Source organism: Sphingomonas flavida, from assembly GCF_036663655.1.
Taxonomy (GTDB): Bacteria; Pseudomonadota; Alphaproteobacteria; order Sphingomonadales; family Sphingomonadaceae; genus Sphingomonas.
Genome location: NZ_JAXOJH010000004.1, coordinates 82,592 through 99,230, shown reverse-complemented (window position 1 = coordinate 99,230; position 16,639 = coordinate 82,592). Strand labels below are relative to the sequence as shown.

The following is a 16,639-nucleotide window of genomic DNA, read 5'->3' as shown; positions in this document are numbered from 1 at the left end:
CGGTCAGCCTGCCTTGCCCTTGGCGGCTTGCATCTTTTTCATCTGCTCGGGCGAGGGGGGCTGGACCTTTTGCGGGCTGTTGGCGGGCACCGCGCGCACGCTTTGGCCGGGGCGCAGATTGGCCAGGCCCTGGGTCACGATCCTGTCGCCGGGCTTCAGCCCGTCGGTCACGACCCAGAAGGCGCCTTGCGTGCGTTCCGCCGTGACCGTCTTCTGCTGAACCTTGTCGTTCGCGCCGACGACGAACAGGGTCGCATTGCCCTTTGCGTCGCGCGCGATTGCCTGTTGCGGGACCAGATAGGCGCTGGTGTCGATCGCCTGCGCGAACTGGGCGCGCACGAACATGCCGGGCAGCAGCAGCCCTTGCGGATTGGGGAAGCGCGCGCGCAACGTGACCGTGCCGGTCTGCTGGTCGACGACCGCTTCGGCGAACTCGACCCGGCCGGTCTGGCCATAGTCCGTACCATCCTCCAGCTTCAGCTTCACGTTGGCGCTGGCCGGGATCAGGCCGTCGCGCGCCGACAGGCTGCGGCGCAGCGACAACAGGTCGCCGGCCGATTGCTGGATATCGACGAAGATCGGGTCGAGCCGCTGGATCTGCGCCAGCGGATCGGTCTGGCCCGAGCTGACCAGCGCGCCGACGGTGAACAGCGAACGGCCGATGCGGCCCGTGATCGGGGCGGGGACGGTGGTGAACTGCAGGTTGACGCGTGCCGTCTCCAGCGCGGCGCGGGTCTGCGCCACCTGGGCGGCGGCCTGGCGGGCGCTCGCCTGGGCGTTGGTCAGGTCCTGCTTCGAGATCGCCTCGATCTGCGCCAGCGGGCGATAGCGTTCGGCAAGCGTGCGCGTGGCCTCGGCATTGGCCTGCGCGCTTTGCAGGTTGGCGGCGGCCTGGTTGACCGAAGCCTTATAAAGGCGCGGGTCGATCTCGTAGAGCGGCTGGCCGCGCTTGACGAGGGTGCCCTCAGTAAAGAAGCGGCGACGGATGACGCCGGTCACCTGCGGGCGGACGTCCGAGCTTTCAAAGGCGGTGGTGCGTGCGGCGAGTTCGGTCACGATCGGGGCGTTGGTCGGCTGGACGGTGACGTATCCGACGGTCGGCGTCTGCTGCTGGCCACCGGCACCCTTGCCCTTGGCCCCGTCCTTGTTTCCGCCGCCACACGCCGATACGCTCACCAATGCGAGAGCCATGGCCGTACCGGCAAGCACCGGGCGCCCGCGAAAACCTGCAAAGTTCAATTCGTTCACCTGCCTGAGATTTGCCGCGGAAACGGCCCGCGCCTTAATGCGCGAACCGGCAAAACGTTGCTGACACGTGTCAAGTTGCACGATCGAGGCTCGAAAAGGCAAGTCATGATGACCTGTCGGACCCACCTTAATTGTCGCAACTTGTCGCGGTGCGGCAAAAGCGCGAACCTGTCGGTCCTTGGTGGAGCCTTTGTGTTTCCGAAGCATTTTCAAAGGGACATGACGACGCCCGACACCGATAAACGCTTGGCCGCGGCCGCCGCGGTCGATGAAGTGTGCGACAATATGCTTGTCGGCCTGGGCACGGGGTCGACCGCCGCCCACGCCATCGCGCTGCTCGCCGAGCGCCGCCTGAACATCGAGACGGTGGCGACCTCGCAAGCCAGTGCCGACCTGGCAACCCGGTTGGGCCTGAAGGTTCGCCCGTTCGATGCGGTCGCGCGGATCGATCTGGCGATCGATGGCGCCGATGCGATCGACGGCCGGTTGCGCGCGGTGAAGGGTGCGGGAGGTGCGATGCTGCGCGAGAAGGTCGTTGCGGCATCCGCCGACCGGATGATCGTCATCGCCGACGGATCGAAGCGGAACCGGCGGCTTGGCGCGACGCCCCTGCCGGTCGAGGTTTTGCCTTTTGCGCGGGGTTTTGTCTCGCTGCGGCTGGCGCAGATCTTCGTGCGCTGCGTCGAGCGGCCCGATTACCGGACCGACAATGGCAATGTCGTGATAGACGGACATGGTTGGGACGACAGCGCGCCGCGCAGCCTGGCCGATGCGTTGATGGCGATCCCCGGCGTCGTCGGCCATGGACTTTTCCTGAGTGAGGTCGATGCCGCCTATATTGCGGATCAGGGGATCGTTACCCGGCTGGAACGGGGATCGAACCCGCGCTAAGGCGACCCACGCATGGCAACCAGAGCGAGCGCGGAAGCGTTCGATCGCACTTACAGAGGATGAGGCCAGTTTCATGACCGATGCCACCACCACCGCCGTGGCCGACAGCCATCTCCATGAGGACGGCTCGATCGAGCGCCTGACCATCGACACCATTCGTACCCTGTCGATGGACGCGGTGCAGCAGGCCAATTCGGGCCACCCCGGCACGCCGATGGCGCTGGCCCCGGTCGGTCACACCATCTGGTCCAAGTTCCTCCGTTACGACCCCGCGCACGCCGACTGGCCCAACCGCGACCGCTTCGTGCTGTCGGTCGGCCATGCCTCTATGCTGCTCTATTCGCTGATCCACCTGGCCGGGATCGAAGAGATCGACGCCGAGGGCAAGAAGTCGGGCAAGCCCGCACTGAGCCTGGAGGACCTGAAGGGTTTCCGCCAGCTCAACTCGAAGACGCCGGGCCACCCCGAATATCGCCACACCACCGGCGTCGAGACGACGACCGGCCCGCTGGGTGCCGGCTGCGGCAACTCGGTCGGCATGGCGATCGCCGAGCGCTGGCTGGCGGCGCATTTCAACCGCGAGGGTTTCCCGATCTTCGACCATGACGTCTATGTCGTGTGCGGCGATGGCGACATGATGGAGGGCGTGGCGTCCGAGGCCGCCTCGACCGCCGGGCACCTGAAGCTGTCGAACCTCTGCTGGATCTACGACTCGAACCAGATTTCGATCGAGGGCAGCACCGAGATCGCGTTCGACGAGGATGTGGGCAAGCGGTTCGAGGCCTATGGCTGGAACGTCATCCATGTCGACGACGCCAATGACGTCGCCGCGCTGACCGCCGCGCTCGACACCTTCAAGGCGACCACCGACAAGCCGACCTTCATCGTCGTGAAGTCGGTGATCGGCTATGGCAGCCCCAAGGCGGGCAGCGAAAAGGCGCATGGCGAGCCGCTGGGCGACGACGCGATCCGCGCCACCAAGAAGGCCTATGGCTGGCCCGAGGACGCCAAGTTCCTGGTGCCCGACGGCGTGTGCGACGCGTTCCGCAGCGCCATTGAGGGCCGTGGCAAGCCGCTGCGCGACGAGTGGGTCGCGATGGTCGACAAGTACCGCACCGAATATCCCGAGCTCGCCGCCGAGCTGGACGCGATGCTCTCTGACAAGCTGCCCGAGGGCTGGGACGCTGACATCCCGGTGTTCGAGGCGGACGCCAAGGGCGTTGCCAGCCGCGATTCGGGCGGCAAGGTGCAGAACGCCATCGCCGCCAAGGTGCCGTGGCTGATCGGCGGTTCCGCCGACCTCGCGCCTTCGACCAAGACGCTGATCAAGGACGGCGGCTCGTTCCAGGCGGGCAGCTATGAAGGCCGCAACATGCACTTCGGTGTGCGTGAGCATTCGATGGGTGCGATCGTCGACGGCATGGCGCTGTCGCACCTGCGTTCGTACGGCGCGACCTTCCTGGTCTTCTCCGACTATATGCGCGCGCCGATCCGTCTGGCCGCGATCATGGAGCTGGGCGCGACCTTCGTCTTCACGCACGACTCGATCGGCGTGGGCGAGGATGGCCCGACCCACCAGCCGATCGAGCATCTGGCGACGCTGCGCGCGATCCCCGGCCTCGACACGATCCGCCCCGGCGACGCGAACGAGGTTGCCGAGGCCTGGCGCTGCGCCGTCGAGTCGGCCAGCCACCCGACCGCGCTGATCTTCTCGCGTCAGGCGCTGCCGACGTTGGATCGTTCCAAATACGCACCGGCTTCGGGCGTCAAGAAGGGTGGTTATGTGCTCGCCGATTGCGACGGCACGCCCGACCTGATCCTGATCGCGACGGGTTCGGAACTGTCGCTGGTGGCGGATGCCTATGAGACGCTGACGGCCGAGGGCAAGAAGGTCCGTGTCGTCTCGCTGCCCAGCTGGTATCGGTTCGAGATGCAGGACGCCGCCTATAAGGACAGCGTGCTGCCCAAGACCGTGACCAAGCGTCTGGCGGTCGAGCAGGCCGGGTCGATCGGCTGGGACCGTTATGTCGGGTTCGACGGCCGGACGATCACCATGTCGACCTTCGGTGCCTCGGCGCCGCTCGCCAAGTTGCAGGACAAGTACGGCTTCACCCACGACAATGTCGTGAAGGTGGCCCGCGAAATGCTGGAGACCAAGTGATGAGCAAGCTGTCGGAACTGGGCGCCAAGGGCTGCGCCCCCTGGCTCGATTTCGTCGATCGCAAGTTCCTCGAGGCGAAGGGGCTGGAAAAGCTCGTCGCCGAGGACGGGCTGACCGGCGTCACCTCCAACCCGTCGATCTTCGAAAAGGCGATGGGGCATGGCGACGCCTATGACGCCACGCTCGCCGCCTTCGACAAGGAAAACCCCGGCGCGGCGACCATCGACCGGTACGAGCATCTGGCGATCCAGGACATCAAGGCGGCGGCGGAAACGTTGAAGCCCGTCTACGACAAGCTGGACGCCAAGGATGGCTATGTCAGCCTGGAGGTGTCGCCCTATATCGCCGACGACACCGACGCGACCATCGCCGAGGCCGAAAAGCTGTGGCACGCGGTCGATCGCCCCAATTTGATGATCAAGATTCCGGGCACCGATGCGGGCGCGCCTGCCATTTCGGCGACCATCGCCAAGGGCATCAACGTCAACGTCACGCTGCTCTTCTCGGTCGACGCCTATATCAAGGTGGCCGAGGCCTATGCCGCAGGGCTCGAAGAGCGGGTGAAGGCCGGGCAGCCGATCGACAAGATCGCCAGCGTCGCCAGCTTCTTCATCAGCCGCATCGACTCGGCGATCGACAAGAAGATCGACGATCGCCTCGCCGCCGGTGACGCGGAGTCGGACGCGCTGAAGGCCGTGCGGGGCAAGGTCGCCATCGCCAACGCCAAGATGGCGTATCAATGGTATCTGGACTTCCTGAAGTCCGACCGCTGGCAGGCGCTGGCCGCCAAGGGCGCGCAGCCGCAGCGTCTGCTCTGGGCCTCGACGGGCACCAAGGACCCGTCCTTCCCTGACACGCTGTATATCGACACGCTGATCGGCCCGGACACGGTCAACACCATGCCGCCCAAGACCATGGACGCCTTCCGCGACCATGGCACGGTGGCCGAGACGCTGACCGCCGATATCGACGAGGCCAAGCATGTTCTGGCCGAGGCCGAGCGACTGGGCCTGGACCTGAACGGCGTGACCGACACGCTGGTGGCCGAGGGGGTCGCCTCCTTCGTCAAGGCGTTCGACGATCTGCTCGGCGCGATCGGGCAAAAGCAGCCGGCGGCCTGAGCCTCCCGGCGGCCCCCTCCCCAGATACGGGGAGGGGGCCTTTTTACTTTCTCATGTCAGTAATGGAGTTCCCGCATGAAGATCGGTCTGGTCGGCCTTGGCCGCATGGGTGGCAATATCGCGCGTCGCCTGATGCAGGCCGGGCATCAGGTGGTGGCCTGGGATCGCAGCGACGAGGCGGTGCAGGCCCTCGCCAAGGACGGCGCGGAAGCCGCGACCGGGCTGGAGGACATGGCCGGAAAGCTTGCCGACCCCAACCTATCTTCTAGGGCGATCTGGTGGGTGATGCTGCCCGCCGGTGGCCCGACCGAGGACACGATCGCGCAGATCGCCAAGCTCGCGCGTGACGGTGACGTCATCATCGACGGCGGCAACAGCTTCTACAAGGACGATATCCGCCGCGCCAAGATGCTGGCCGAACAGGGCATCCATTATGTCGATGTCGGCACCTCGGGCGGCGTCTGGGGCCTGGAGCGCGGTTATTGCATGATGATCGGTGGCGACAAGGAAACGGTCGATCATCTCGACCCGATCTTCGACGCGCTGGCGCCGGGGCTGGGCGACATCGTCCGCACGCCGGGCCGCATCGCCGACAAGGTCGATGAGCGCGCCGAGAAGGGATACATCCATGCGGGACCTGCGGGAGCGGGTCACTTCGTCAAGATGATCCACAACGGCATCGAATACGGCCTGATGCAGGCCTATGCCGAGGGCTTCGACATTCTGAAGTCGAAGAACAGCGACAAGCTGCCCGAGGACGAGCGCTTCGACCTGAACCTGACCGACATCGCCGAAGTGTGGCGTCGCGGCAGCGTGATCTCGTCCTGGCTGCTCGACCTGACCGCGATCGCGCTGGCCAAGGATGAGATGCTCGACCAGTTCTCGGGCCATGTCGCGGACTCGGGCGAGGGCCAGTGGACGATCGACGCGGCGATGGAAGAGAAGGTCCCGGCCAACGTCCTGACCGCCTCGCTCTTCGCGCGCTATCGCAGCCGGGTCGAGCACACGTACGGTGACAAGGTGCTGTCGGCGATGCGCTTCGGCTTTGGCGGCCACACCGAAATCCCGCAATGAGCGATCCGGTTTCCGGGCCGATCCGGCTGGTCGTGTCGGACGTCGACGGCACGCTCGTCGACCCCGACAAGAAGCTGCGCGCCGCCACCATCGCCGCCGTCAGGCGGCTGGAGGCGGCGGGCGTGGGCTTCACGATCATCAGCGCCCGGCCGCGTTCGGGGCTGGGCTGGCTGGCCGACGAATTGGCGATCGATGCGCCGATCGGGGCGTTCAACGGCGGCACCGTGTTCCGTCGCGACGGCTCGGTCGATGCGCGGTTCCGCGTGCCGGTCGAGGTGGTCCGCGACGTGCTGGCCATGGCGGCGGACAATCCCGTCGCCATCTGGGTCTTCGCCGACGACCGCTGGTACGCCAGCAAGGCTGAGGGCACCCATGTCGAGCATGAGCGCAAGGCCTCGTCGCAGGAGCCGGTGATCACGCAGGACTTCGTCGCGCTGGTCGACAAGGTCGACAAGATTACGCTGGTCAGCGACGACGCCGAACTGCTGCGCGGCCTCCATGAAAAGGCGAACGCCGCGCATGGCTCGGCGGCGACCATCGCCCAGTCGCAGACCTATTATCTCGACGTGACCGCGCTTGAGGCCAATAAGGGCGACGGCGTGGCGACCCTGGCCAAAGCATTCGGCGTCTCGCTGGAGGAAGTGGCGGTGCTGGGCGACCAGGCCAACGACCTTCCCATGTTGACCCGCGCTGGGTTACCAATTGTCATGGCGAATGCACCGGACGCTGTTAAGGAACAGATCTCGGTACACACCCGTTCCAATGCCGAGGATGGCGTAGCCTATGCCATCGACACCATCATCATGCCCAGAATTGGAGTGTCTTCATGAAGCAACTGGTTGCGTTCGACCTCGACGGTACGCTGGCCGAAAGCAAGCAGCCCCTGGGCGAGCCGATGGGGGAGGCGCTGGCCGACCTGCTCGACGTCGCGCATGTCGCCGTGATCTCGGGCGGTGACTGGCCGCAATTCGACAAGCAGGTCGCGAGCCGACTGCCGGAGCGCGCCGACCGTACCAAGCTGTGGCTGATGCCGACCACGGGCACGAAGCTCTACACCTATCAGGACGGCAAGTGGACCCCGGTCTATGCCGAGCTGTTCGACGACGCGACCAAGGCCAAGATCCTCGAGGCGTTCGACGCCTCGCTCGAGGCGACCGGCTTCGTGCCCGAACAGACCTGGGGCGAGCGGATCGAGGATCGCGGCAGCCAGATCACCTTCTCCGCGCTGGGCCAGCAGGCTCCGATCGACGCCAAGGAACATTGGGATCCCAAGTTTGAGAAGCGCAAGATCATCCAGGCCGATCTCAAGCAGCGCCTGCCGGGCCTGTCGATCAACATGGGCGGTGCGACCTCGATCGACATCACCCGCGAGGGCGTCGACAAGGCCTATGGCCTGAAGAAGCTGCGGGATGCGAGCGGCATCGAACTCGACGCGATGATGTTCATCGGCGACGCGATCTTCCCGGGCGGCAACGACTATCCCGCCAAGGAACTGGGCCTCGACACGGTGCGCGTGCGCGACCCGGAAGAAACGCTGGCGGTCATTGCGGGGATCGTCGCCTGCCTGAAGTAAGTGATACCGCCTCCACCGCCCTGCGCGCCCGGACCGGTCCCGCGCATGAGGCGGTGGATGCCGCCTACGGCGCCTATCGGCTGGGCGATCGGGAAAGCTATGCGGCGTTCCTGATCGCCCACGCACGCGCGCTGCCCGCCGTCGAGGGATGGCTGGCGGATCACCAGATCGGGTTTGCATGGCGCGCCCGACGGGATGCCCTGTCGGCGGACCTGGCGGCGCTGGGACGGGACATGCCCACCCCCCTGCCTTTCGATCTGGCCGATGACGAAGCCGCTCGCTGGGGTGCGCTTTATGTGACCGAAGGCTCGCGGCTGGGCGGCGTGATGCTGGCCCGGCAGGTGGGGGAGGGGTTGCCCAAGGCCTATCTGGAGTCCGGCTTCGGGCCCGGCGAGTGGCGGGACTTTCGCCATGCGCTCGACGCGGCGGCGGAGGATGATGCCTGGATCGGCCGAGCGGTGGAGGCAGCGGAGCAGGTCTTCGCGTTGTACGGGAAAGCCGCATAACCAAACCTGCCGTTCAGCCTGGGCGAAGTCGAAGGCCAAGGGCGACCACCCTCACCCTTCCGGCGCTTCGCGCCTCCCTCCCTCTCCCAATGGGAGAGGGAAGGAGCCTGCCGGCGATAGCGGGCGGGAAGGGTGAGGGTGGTACGGTCTTCCCTCAATCCGCAATCGGCGCGATCACGATCGCTCGCAGGCCAGGCTGGTTATCGTCATATTCGATCGACCCGGACAGCCGCTGCATCATCGCCGCCATCATCCGGCTGCCGAACCCGCGTCCCTGGCCGGGGTCCTCGGCCGCCTTGCCGCGACCCTCGTCCGCGACGATCAGGCGCAGGCGGTTGCCATATTGCTCCAGCGTGATGGTCACCGGACCGGCTGCGCCGTCATAGGCATACTTGGTCGCGTTGATGATCAGCTCGGTCGTCACCAGTCCCAGGTTGATCGCCCGGTCGGTCGGCATCAGCACGGGGGAGAGGTCGAGCCGCATCATCGCGGCCCATTCGCGGCCCATCGACTGTTTCATGTCGCCGACCAGATCTTCCAGATAGCGTGCCAGGTCGACGGTCTGGATCTGGTCGTCGCGGTACAGGCGACGATGGACCAGCGCCACGGCGGCCAGCCGCGCCTTCGCCTCGTTCAGCTGTTCGCGCACACGGGAATCGTCGGCCGCCTTGGCCTGGAGAGACAGGAAGGACGAGACGAGCTGGAGGCTGTTCTGGACCCGGTGGTCCACCTCCTTCATCAGCACGTCCTTCTGGACCAGCAATGCTTCCTTGTCGTCCAGCGTCCGCTGGAGCGCGGCGTTCAGGCCGCGCAGGCGGTGGTTCTGTGCCGCATCGTGAAGCGCGCGGCGCAGGCGATGCGCGGCCTCCACCTCTTCCATCGTCCAGCGCCGCGAGCGGCCGCACACCGTTTCGCGCCAGCTCTCGAACGAGGTGCGCGGGTTCAGCGTGGCATCGGGGGTCAGCGCGACCGACTTGTGCGGATTGCCCGCCCATTCGACCTCTTCGACATGTTCGGCGCGGAACCAGAGCAAGGTGACGCCGCCATCGACCAGCGGTAGTGCCATCACCCCGGCGGTCGTCGCCAGCGGCGCGGCCTCGGGCATCAGCTTGGGCAGTTCGTGCGTGAAATATACGTCGCCGCCGCCCCGGATCGCGGTCCATCCGGCGATGTCGAGGATCGCCAGTTCGGGCGGGCAGGTGCCGTGGGACTGCACCTTGCCCCGATCGACGATCGCAAAGCCCGTCGCGCCCATCATCGCCATCATCTCGGGCATCAGGCGGCGGATGGCGGGGACCAGGTCGCCCATGCCGATGATCCGCGGCAACAGGTTGTCTTCCGCCGCGCGCAGGCGCAGGCGCTCGCGGTAGAGTTCGGCCTCTTCCTTCGCCCGGACCTGCCGTGCCAGCGCACTTGCCAGCCCGGCGGCGGCGGCACGCAGTTCGGGCGACAGGCGGCGGGGGGTGTAGTGATGGCACGCGATCATGCCCCACAACAAACCGTCCTTGACGATCGAGATCGACGCCGACGCCGCCACGCCCATATTCTTCAGATAGCGGACATGGACAGGCGATACGCTGCGCAGGCTGACATCGCTCAGGTCCAGCGTCTCGAACCCGTCCGGCCGGATCGGGGCGGGGACGTAATCGACATCGGGGATGCTGCGCGTCTTGTTGCGGACATAGAGAGCGCGCGCCTGTTTCGGAATGTCGGACGCCGGGAAATGATGGTGGAGAAAGGACGGCAGATTCGCCGACCGCGCCTCGGCCACGACACGCCCGGCATCCTCGTCCAGGAAGCGATAGAGCATGACCCGGTCGAACCCGGTCAGCATCTGGAACGTGGTCGCGGCCCGGTCGAACAGCATCGGCAGGTCCGCGGTCCGCTCGAAGCTGGTGACGGCGGCGTCGATCCAGCTGAGCGCGCTGCCCTTGCCCCAGGGGGCATCGACGATGCCCGGTTCCAGCTCGATCAATACCCGCTCGCCCGCGACCCGGTGCGCGGTCACCGAAAAACGCTGGGCGATGCCGTCGACCGGCACGCCGGCGACCGCGGTGCCGGGGCCGATCGGCATGGTGGCCACCATCTGTGCGACCTCGTCGCCCAGAAGAGCGGCGAGCGGTCGACCAAGCCATTCGGGCGCCAGCCGATCCTCGATGGCGCCAGCCCCCGCGATCACGTCCAGGGTCCTGGCGTCCACCACCAGCATCAGGCCGTGGGGCTGAATAGCCCCGGGGATATGAATGGGCTCCCGATCGCAGGCGGTGATATCCAGGCTTGGATCGGTCGTGACGGAGCGCGTGGCCATCAGGCGAATAATTCCTCTCGGCCGATCACATGCCGGGTTTCATACGGGGTTGCAAATACTTGGAACGTGCAAACGATCCGATTTGGGATTGGTCGTGATCCCGTGTCGGACGATGGAACGAAGGATGGAACGAAGATTGCGCGTTTGGGTAATTTCCGTTTAAGGCAAGGCAACGGACTCAAAGAGCCGCTTGGAGAGGACATGATCGAAGATTTCGACTTCGCGCTGGGCGAAAGCGCGGACATGATCCGTGAGGCGACGCGCCGTTTCGCGACCGACCGGATCGCGCCGCTTGCCGTGCGGATGGACGCGGAAGACTGGTTTCCCCGTGACATATGGCCCGAAATGGGCGCGATGGGCCTGCACGGCATCACGGTCGCGGAGGCCGATGGCGGGCTGGGCCTGGGCTATCTGGAACATGTCGTCGCGATCGAGGAAGTGTCGCGCGCTTCCGCGTCGCTTGGCCTGTCCTATGGCGCGCACTCCAATCTGTGCGTCAACCAGATCAGCCGTTGGGGCAATGCCGAACAGAAGGCCAGATATCTCCCCGGCCTGATCTCGGGCGAGCATGTCGGCAGCCTGGCCATGTCGGAGGTATCGGCAGGGTCGGACGTCGTGTCGATGAAGCTGCGCGCAGTGAAGGCCGAGGGCGGCTGGGTGCTGAACGGCACGAAATTCTGGATCACCAACGCGGCCTATGCCGAGACTTTGGTCGTCTATGCCAAGACGGGCCAAGGAGAGGGAGGGGGCGGAAGCCGGGGCATCACCGCCTTCCTGATCGAGAAGGACATGGCCGGGTTCTCCATCGGCCAGAAGATCGACAAGATGGGCATGCGCGGCAGCCCGACCGCCGAGCTGGTCTTCAACGACTGTTTCGTGAGCGACGCACAGGTGATGGGCCCGGTGAACGGCGGCGTCGGCGTGCTGATGAGCGGGCTGGATTATGAGCGCGCGGTGCTGGCGGGGATTCAGCTGGGCATCATGCAGGCGTGCCTCGACGTGGTGGTTCCTTACGTCCGCGAGCGTCGCCAGTTCGGCCGGGCGATCGGGGAGTTCCAGCTGATCCAGGCCAAGATCGCCGACATGTATGTCGCGCTCAATTCGGCGCGCGCCTATGTCTATGCGGTGGCGCGGTCCTGCGATGCGGGGCGGACGACGCGGTTCGACGCGGCGGGCGCGATCCTGCTGGCGAGCGAGAATGCGGTGAAGGTTTCTCTCGAGGCGATCCAGGCGCTGGGTGGTGCTGGTTATACCAAGGACTGGCCGGTCGAACGCTTTGCGCGCGACGCCAAGCTGCTCGACATCGGCGCGGGTACGAATGAAATTCGCCGGATGCTGATCGGGCGCGAACTGATCGGCAAGCTCGAAAAGGTGGCGCAATGAGCACGATTTCATTCCTCCCCAAGCTTTGCTTGGGGAGGGGGACCATGCGAAGCAGGGTGGAGGGGCAAGCCCCTCGCCCCTCCACCACCGCTTCGCGGCGGTCCCCCTCCCCATCAGAGATGGGGAGGAATTGATGGGGGCAGTGATACCCTCGCGGCTGTCGCGCGACGATGCGGCGTTCCGTACCAACGTCGATCACAATCGCGCACTGGCCGAACGTTTGCGTGCCGACGTCGCTAAGGCCGGCTTGGGCGGTAACGAAGCCTCGCGCGAGCGCCATGTCGCGCGCGGCAAGCTGCTCCCGCGCGACCGGGTGGAACAGTTGCTCGACGCCGGTTCGCCTTTTCTCGAGATCGGCCAGCTCGCCGCCAACGGCCTGTACGACGATGCCGTCCCCGGCGCGGGCGTGATCGTCGGGATCGGTCGGGTCCATGGCCGTCAGGTGATGATCGTCGCCAATGACGCGACGGTGAAGGGCGGCACCTATTACCCGCTGACCGTCAAGAAGCATCTCCGCGCGCAGGAGATCGCGCTCGAGAACCGGTTGCCCTGCATCTATCTGGTCGACAGCGGCGGCGCCAACCTGCCGCATCAGGCGGAGGTCTTTCCCGACCGCGATCATTTCGGCCGCATCTTCTTCAACCAGGCGCAGATGTCGGCGGCGGGTATTCCCCAGATCGCCTGCGTCATGGGAAGCTGTACCGCGGGCGGCGCATACGTCCCCGCCATGTCCGACGAGACGGTGATCGTGCGCGGGCAGGGGACGATCTTTCTCGCAGGGCCCCCGCTGGTGAAGGCGGCGACGGGCGAGGTCATTTCCGCCGAGGAACTGGGCGGCGCGGACACGCATGGCCGCAAGTCGGGCGTGGTCGATCATGTCGCCGAGAATGACGATCACGCGCTGTCGATCGTCCGCGATATCGTGGAGACGCTGCCGCCGCAGGCGATGCCCGACGTCAACCTGGCCGAGGCGGACGAACCGCTCTATCCGGCCGAGGAACTGTACGGCCTGATCCCGCAGGACGTGCGTGCGCCTTATGATGTGCACGAGGTAATCGCGCGGCTGGTCGACGGATCGCGCTTCCACGAGTTCAAGGCGCTGTACGGTGCCAGCCTGGTCTGCGGCTTCGCGCATATCCATGGCAAGCCGGTCGCGATCCTGGCGAATAACGGCGTGCTGTTCTCGGAAAGTGCGCAGAAAGGCGCGCATTTCATCGAACTGGCGTGCCAGCGGCGTATCCCCCTGCTGTTCCTTCAGAACATCTCCGGCTTCATGGTCGGTGGTCGCTATGAGGCGGAGGGCATCGCCAAGCACGGCGCCAAGCTGGTGACGGCGGTGGCGACGGCGCAGGTGCCCAAGATCACCGTGCTGATCGGCGGCAGCTTTGGCGCCGGCAATTACGGCATGTGCGGGCGGGCTTACTCGCCCCGCTTCCTGTTCACCTGGCCCAATGCGCGTATCAGCGTGATGGGCGGTGAACAGGCCGCCAGCGTGCTGGCGACCGTCCACCGCGATGCGGACAACTGGACGCCGGACGAGGCGGAGGCGTTCAAGGCCCCCATCCGCCAGCGTTACGAGGACGAAGGCAACCCCTGGTATGCGACCGCACGGCTGTGGGACGACGGTATCGTCGATCCGGCCCAGACGCGGGACGTGCTCGGGCTGGCGCTGGATGCGTGCCTGAATGCGCCCGTGGCGGAGGCACCCCGTTTCGGGGTGTTCCGGATGTAATGGCGATGGATTTGACCATCGACGGCGCGACCGTGGTGGACGAGGCCGATTTCCATGCCCGTATCCGCGAAGCCTCGGGCGTCGAGTGGTATGGCGGCAGCCTGGATGCGCTGTTCGATTTGCTGGTGGCGGTCGTGAAGCCGCCGATCACGCTGTCTATCACCAACGCGGCGGCCGCACGCAAAGTGATCGACGCGCGGTTCGATCGTATCCTGACCGTGATCCTCGACGCGGTCGCCGAACGGCCGGGTGCCATCATGTTGAAGCTGGAATCCTGATGATGAAGAGCCTCCTCATCGCCAATCGCGGCGAGATCGCCTGCCGCATCATCCGCACCGCGCGCGAAATGGGCCTGCGCACGATCGCCGTCTATTCCGAGGCCGATGCACAGGCGCTGCACGTGCGTCTTGCGGACGAGGCCATCCTCATCGGCCCGGCCCCTGCGCGGGAAAGCTATCTCGACGCCGCGCGCATCCTGGCCGCCGCGAAGGACAGCGGGGCCGAGGCGATCCATCCCGGCTATGGCTTCCTGTCGGAGAATGCCGAGTTCGCCGAAGCCGTGATCGCCGCCGGGCTGGTCTGGGTCGGGCCCGACCCCGACAGCATCCGCGCCATGGGCCTGAAGGATGCGGCCAAGGCGCGCATGATCGCCGCGGGCGTCCCGGTCACGCCGGGCTATCTGGGCGAGGACCAGAGCCCCGACCGCCTCGCCGCCGAAGCCGACAAGGTCGGCTATCCCGTCCTGATCAAGGCGGTCGCGGGCGGCGGTGGCAAGGGGATGCGGCGCGTCGACGATCCCGCCGCCTTTGCCGAGGCACTGGCGTCCTGCCGTCGCGAGGCGGCATCGTCGTTCGGCGACGACCGCGTACTGATCGAGAAATACATCCTGTCGCCCCGCCATATCGAGGTGCAGGTCTTCGGCGATCGCCAGGGCCGGGTCGTCCATTTGTTCGAGCGCGACTGCTCGCTGCAACGCCGCCACCAGAAGGTGATCGAGGAAGCCCCCGCGCCGGGCATGGACGATGCAACGCGCGACGCCGTGTGTGTTGCCGCCGTCCGCGCCGCGCAGGCTGTCGATTATGTCGGAGCGGGCACGATCGAGTTCATCGCCGACGCCTCCGAAGGCCTGCGCGCCGACCGGGTCTGGTTCATGGAAATGAACACAAGGCTTCAGGTCGAGCATCCCGTCACCGAAGCGATCACCGGCGTCGATCTGGTCGAATGGCAGTTGCGCGTCGCGGCGGGCGAGCCTTTGCCGATGGCGCAGGGCGACCTGTCGATCAACGGCCATGCGATCGAGGCGCGGCTCTATGCCGAGGACCCGGCCAAGGGCTTCCTGCCCGCGATCGGCACGCTGGAGGTGTTCGACCTTGGCGACGACCCCGCCATCCGCATCGACACGGGTGTCGAGGAAGGCGCGGAGATCACCCCCTGGTACGACCCGATGATCGCCAAGGTCATCGCCCATGCCGACACCCGTGACGAGGCGCGTGAGGCGCTGGCCGATGCGCTGGACGAGGCGGTGATCTGGCCAGTGCGCACCAATGCCGGGTTCCTGGTCGAGGCGCTCGACCATCCCGATTTCGCGAGCGGCAATGTCGACACCGGCCTGATCGCACGCGAGGGCGAGACGCTGATGCCGCCGACCGAGCCGTCCGAGGAGGCGCTGGCCGAGGCGGCGGCGGCTTTGGTCGGGGCGGACGTCCTGTCCGGCTTTCGCCTCAACGCCGCGCCGAAGCGGACCGGCTGCTTCCTGCTCGACGGGCGGGCCATCACCGTCGATTTCAGCGAGGCGGGCGAGGTGCCTGCTTCGCCGACCGACGAGGTGCTGATCTCCGAAGGTGGGCAGAGCTGGTCCTTCACCCGCTGGCGCGCCGATGGGCTGGCGGCGGGCGGCGCGGGCGACGGTGCGATCCTGTCGCCCATGCCCGGTCGCATCATCGCGGTCGCGGTCGCCGAGGGTCAGGCGGTGGGTGCGGGCCAGCCGCTCGTCACGCTGGAGGCGATGAAGATGGAACATGTCCTGACCGCGCCCTTCGACGGCATCGTCACCGACCTGACGGCCGAGACGGGCGGGCAGGTGGCCGAGGGCGTGGCGCTGGTCCGTATCGTCGCGGAGGATGCGGCATGAGCGGACGCTTCTTCGACGAATGGGTGATCGGCGACCGGATCGAGCACCCGATCCGCCGGACCGTCACCGAGACGGATAACCTCCTATTCTCGACCATGACCCATAATCCGCAGCCGCTGCACATCGACGCGGAGGCGGCGAAGGCCAGCGAATTCGGGCGGATTCTCGTCAACGGCACCTTCACCTTCTCGCTGATGGTCGGCCTGTCGGTGGGGGAGACGACTCTGGGCACGCTGGTCGCGAACCTGGGCTATGATGAGCTGGTCATGCCCGCACCGGTCTTCCTGGGCGACACGCTGCGTGCGACGAGCGAGGTGACGGCCCTGCGCGAGAGCAAGTCGCGGCCCGGCGCGGGGCTCGTGACGTTCCGGCACGAGGCGCTGAACCAGCGCGACGAAGTGGTGTGCCGGTGTTTGCGGACGGCATTGGTGAAGAAGCGGGGATAGGGTGGGGCGTGGCCTTCGACTTCGCTCAGGCTGAACGGTTGGTTGGAATAGACAAACTCCCAAAA

At 66.4% G+C, this 16,639-nt stretch carries 14 protein-coding genes; 12 read left to right on the top strand and 2 right to left on the bottom strand.

The window, feature by feature from the left end; all coding sequences use genetic code 11:
- Positions 1 to 3 precede the first annotated feature (3 nt).
- On the bottom strand, positions 4 to 1,191 hold the full coding sequence (locus tag U1703_RS06155) for an efflux RND transporter periplasmic adaptor subunit (protein ID WP_332785005.1): 1,188 nt from the start codon (positions 1,189 to 1,191) through the stop codon (positions 4 to 6).
- A 276-nt stretch (positions 1,192 to 1,467) separates the two neighbouring features.
- Between U1703_RS06155 and rpiA the strand changes: the two genes are divergently transcribed.
- The 7 genes from rpiA to U1703_RS06120 all read left to right on the top strand — a co-directional run bounded on the left by rpiA (position 1,468) and on the right by U1703_RS06120 (position 8,574).
- On the top strand, positions 1,468 to 2,139 hold the full coding sequence (gene rpiA / locus U1703_RS06150; RefSeq protein ID WP_332785004.1) for a ribose-5-phosphate isomerase RpiA: 672 nt from the start codon (positions 1,468 to 1,470) through the stop codon (positions 2,137 to 2,139).
- 73 nt (positions 2,140 to 2,212) lie between these two features.
- The gene (gene tkt / locus U1703_RS06145) at positions 2,213 to 4,300 is read left to right on the top strand and encodes a transketolase (protein WP_332785003.1); all 2,088 of its coding nucleotides are present in this window, start codon (positions 2,213 to 2,215) and stop codon (positions 4,298 to 4,300) included.
- Positions 4,300 to 5,421: a transaldolase gene (gene tal, locus U1703_RS06140; RefSeq protein WP_320453466.1), complete on the top strand. Its 1,122-nt coding sequence runs from the start codon at positions 4,300 to 4,302 to the stop codon at positions 5,419 to 5,421. The genes tkt and tal overlap by 1 nt, the downstream gene beginning before the upstream one ends.
- A gap of 75 nt (positions 5,422 to 5,496) precedes the next feature.
- On the top strand, positions 5,497 to 6,495 hold the full coding sequence (gene gnd, locus U1703_RS06135) for a phosphogluconate dehydrogenase (NAD(+)-dependent, decarboxylating) (RefSeq protein ID WP_332785002.1): 999 nt from the start codon (positions 5,497 to 5,499) through the stop codon (positions 6,493 to 6,495).
- A complete protein-coding gene (locus U1703_RS06130) occupies positions 6,492 to 7,325 on the top strand; it encodes a Cof-type HAD-IIB family hydrolase (protein WP_332785001.1) in 834 nt (277 codons plus the stop codon). Before gnd ends, U1703_RS06130 begins: the two co-directional genes overlap by 4 nt.
- Complete coding sequence (locus U1703_RS06125; RefSeq protein WP_320453469.1) at positions 7,322 to 8,068, top strand: HAD-IIB family hydrolase; 747 nt, start codon at positions 7,322 to 7,324, stop codon at positions 8,066 to 8,068. The genes U1703_RS06130 and U1703_RS06125 overlap by 4 nt, the downstream gene beginning before the upstream one ends.
- A gap of 53 nt (positions 8,069 to 8,121) precedes the next feature.
- Positions 8,122 to 8,574, top strand: coding sequence for a biliverdin-producing heme oxygenase (locus U1703_RS06120; RefSeq protein ID WP_332785000.1), 453 nt, complete (start codon positions 8,122 to 8,124; stop codon positions 8,572 to 8,574).
- Between the two features lie 154 nt (positions 8,575 to 8,728).
- On the opposite strand, the gene U1703_RS06115 is transcribed toward U1703_RS06120, so the two are convergent.
- A complete protein-coding gene (locus tag U1703_RS06115; protein WP_332784999.1) occupies positions 8,729 to 10,882 on the bottom strand; it encodes a histidine kinase dimerization/phosphoacceptor domain -containing protein in 2,154 nt (717 codons plus the stop codon).
- Between the two features lie 201 nt (positions 10,883 to 11,083).
- Here U1703_RS06115 and U1703_RS06110 point away from each other — a divergent pair, with 201 nt between their 5' ends.
- The 5 genes from U1703_RS06110 to U1703_RS06090 all read left to right on the top strand — a co-directional run bounded on the left by U1703_RS06110 (position 11,084) and on the right by U1703_RS06090 (position 16,574).
- A complete protein-coding gene (locus U1703_RS06110) occupies positions 11,084 to 12,265 on the top strand; it encodes an acyl-CoA dehydrogenase family protein (protein WP_332784998.1) in 1,182 nt (393 codons plus the stop codon).
- A 133-nt stretch (positions 12,266 to 12,398) separates the two neighbouring features.
- On the top strand, positions 12,399 to 13,997 hold the full coding sequence (locus U1703_RS06105) for a carboxyl transferase domain-containing protein (RefSeq protein WP_443025768.1): 1,599 nt from the start codon (positions 12,399 to 12,401) through the stop codon (positions 13,995 to 13,997).
- Between the two features lie 5 nt (positions 13,998 to 14,002).
- The gene (locus U1703_RS06100) at positions 14,003 to 14,275 is read left to right on the top strand and encodes a barstar family protein (RefSeq protein WP_320453474.1); all 273 of its coding nucleotides are present in this window, start codon (positions 14,003 to 14,005) and stop codon (positions 14,273 to 14,275) included.
- Positions 14,275 to 16,128 carry an acetyl/propionyl/methylcrotonyl-CoA carboxylase subunit alpha gene (locus U1703_RS06095; RefSeq protein WP_332784996.1) on the top strand — a complete coding sequence of 618 codons (1,854 nt, stop codon included), beginning with the start codon at positions 14,275 to 14,277 and terminating at the stop codon, positions 16,126 to 16,128. The genes U1703_RS06100 and U1703_RS06095 overlap by 1 nt, the downstream gene beginning before the upstream one ends.
- Positions 16,125 to 16,574, top strand: coding sequence for a MaoC family dehydratase (locus U1703_RS06090; protein WP_320453476.1), 450 nt, complete (start codon positions 16,125 to 16,127; stop codon positions 16,572 to 16,574). The genes U1703_RS06095 and U1703_RS06090 overlap by 4 nt, the downstream gene beginning before the upstream one ends.
- Positions 16,575 to 16,639: the final 65 nt, after the last annotated feature.

Bases quoted from the DNA above. Each gene is read 5' to 3' on its own strand.
- U1703_RS06155 (WP_332785005.1), bottom strand. From the start codon at position 1,191: ATGGCTCTCGCATTGGTGAGCGTATCGGCGTGTGGCGGCGGAAACAAG.
- rpiA (WP_332785004.1), top strand. From the start codon at position 1,468: ATGACGACGCCCGACACCGATAAACGCTTGGCCGCGGCCGCCGCGGTC.
- tkt (WP_332785003.1), top strand. From the start codon at position 2,213: ATGACCGATGCCACCACCACCGCCGTGGCCGACAGCCATCTCCATGAG.
- tal (WP_320453466.1), top strand. From the start codon at position 4,300: ATGAGCAAGCTGTCGGAACTGGGCGCCAAGGGCTGCGCCCCCTGGCTC.
- gnd (WP_332785002.1), top strand. From the start codon at position 5,497: ATGAAGATCGGTCTGGTCGGCCTTGGCCGCATGGGTGGCAATATCGCG.
- U1703_RS06130 (WP_332785001.1), top strand. From the start codon at position 6,492: ATGAGCGATCCGGTTTCCGGGCCGATCCGGCTGGTCGTGTCGGACGTC.
- U1703_RS06125 (WP_320453469.1), top strand. From the start codon at position 7,322: ATGAAGCAACTGGTTGCGTTCGACCTCGACGGTACGCTGGCCGAAAGC.
- U1703_RS06115 (WP_332784999.1), bottom strand. From the start codon at position 10,882: ATGGCCACGCGCTCCGTCACGACCGATCCAAGCCTGGATATCACCGCC.
- U1703_RS06110 (WP_332784998.1), top strand. From the start codon at position 11,084: ATGATCGAAGATTTCGACTTCGCGCTGGGCGAAAGCGCGGACATGATC.
- U1703_RS06105 (WP_443025768.1), top strand. From the start codon at position 12,399: ATGGGGGCAGTGATACCCTCGCGGCTGTCGCGCGACGATGCGGCGTTC.
- U1703_RS06100 (WP_320453474.1), top strand. From the start codon at position 14,003: ATGGATTTGACCATCGACGGCGCGACCGTGGTGGACGAGGCCGATTTC.
- U1703_RS06095 (WP_332784996.1), top strand. From the start codon at position 14,275: ATGATGAAGAGCCTCCTCATCGCCAATCGCGGCGAGATCGCCTGCCGC.
- U1703_RS06090 (WP_320453476.1), top strand. From the start codon at position 16,125: ATGAGCGGACGCTTCTTCGACGAATGGGTGATCGGCGACCGGATCGAG.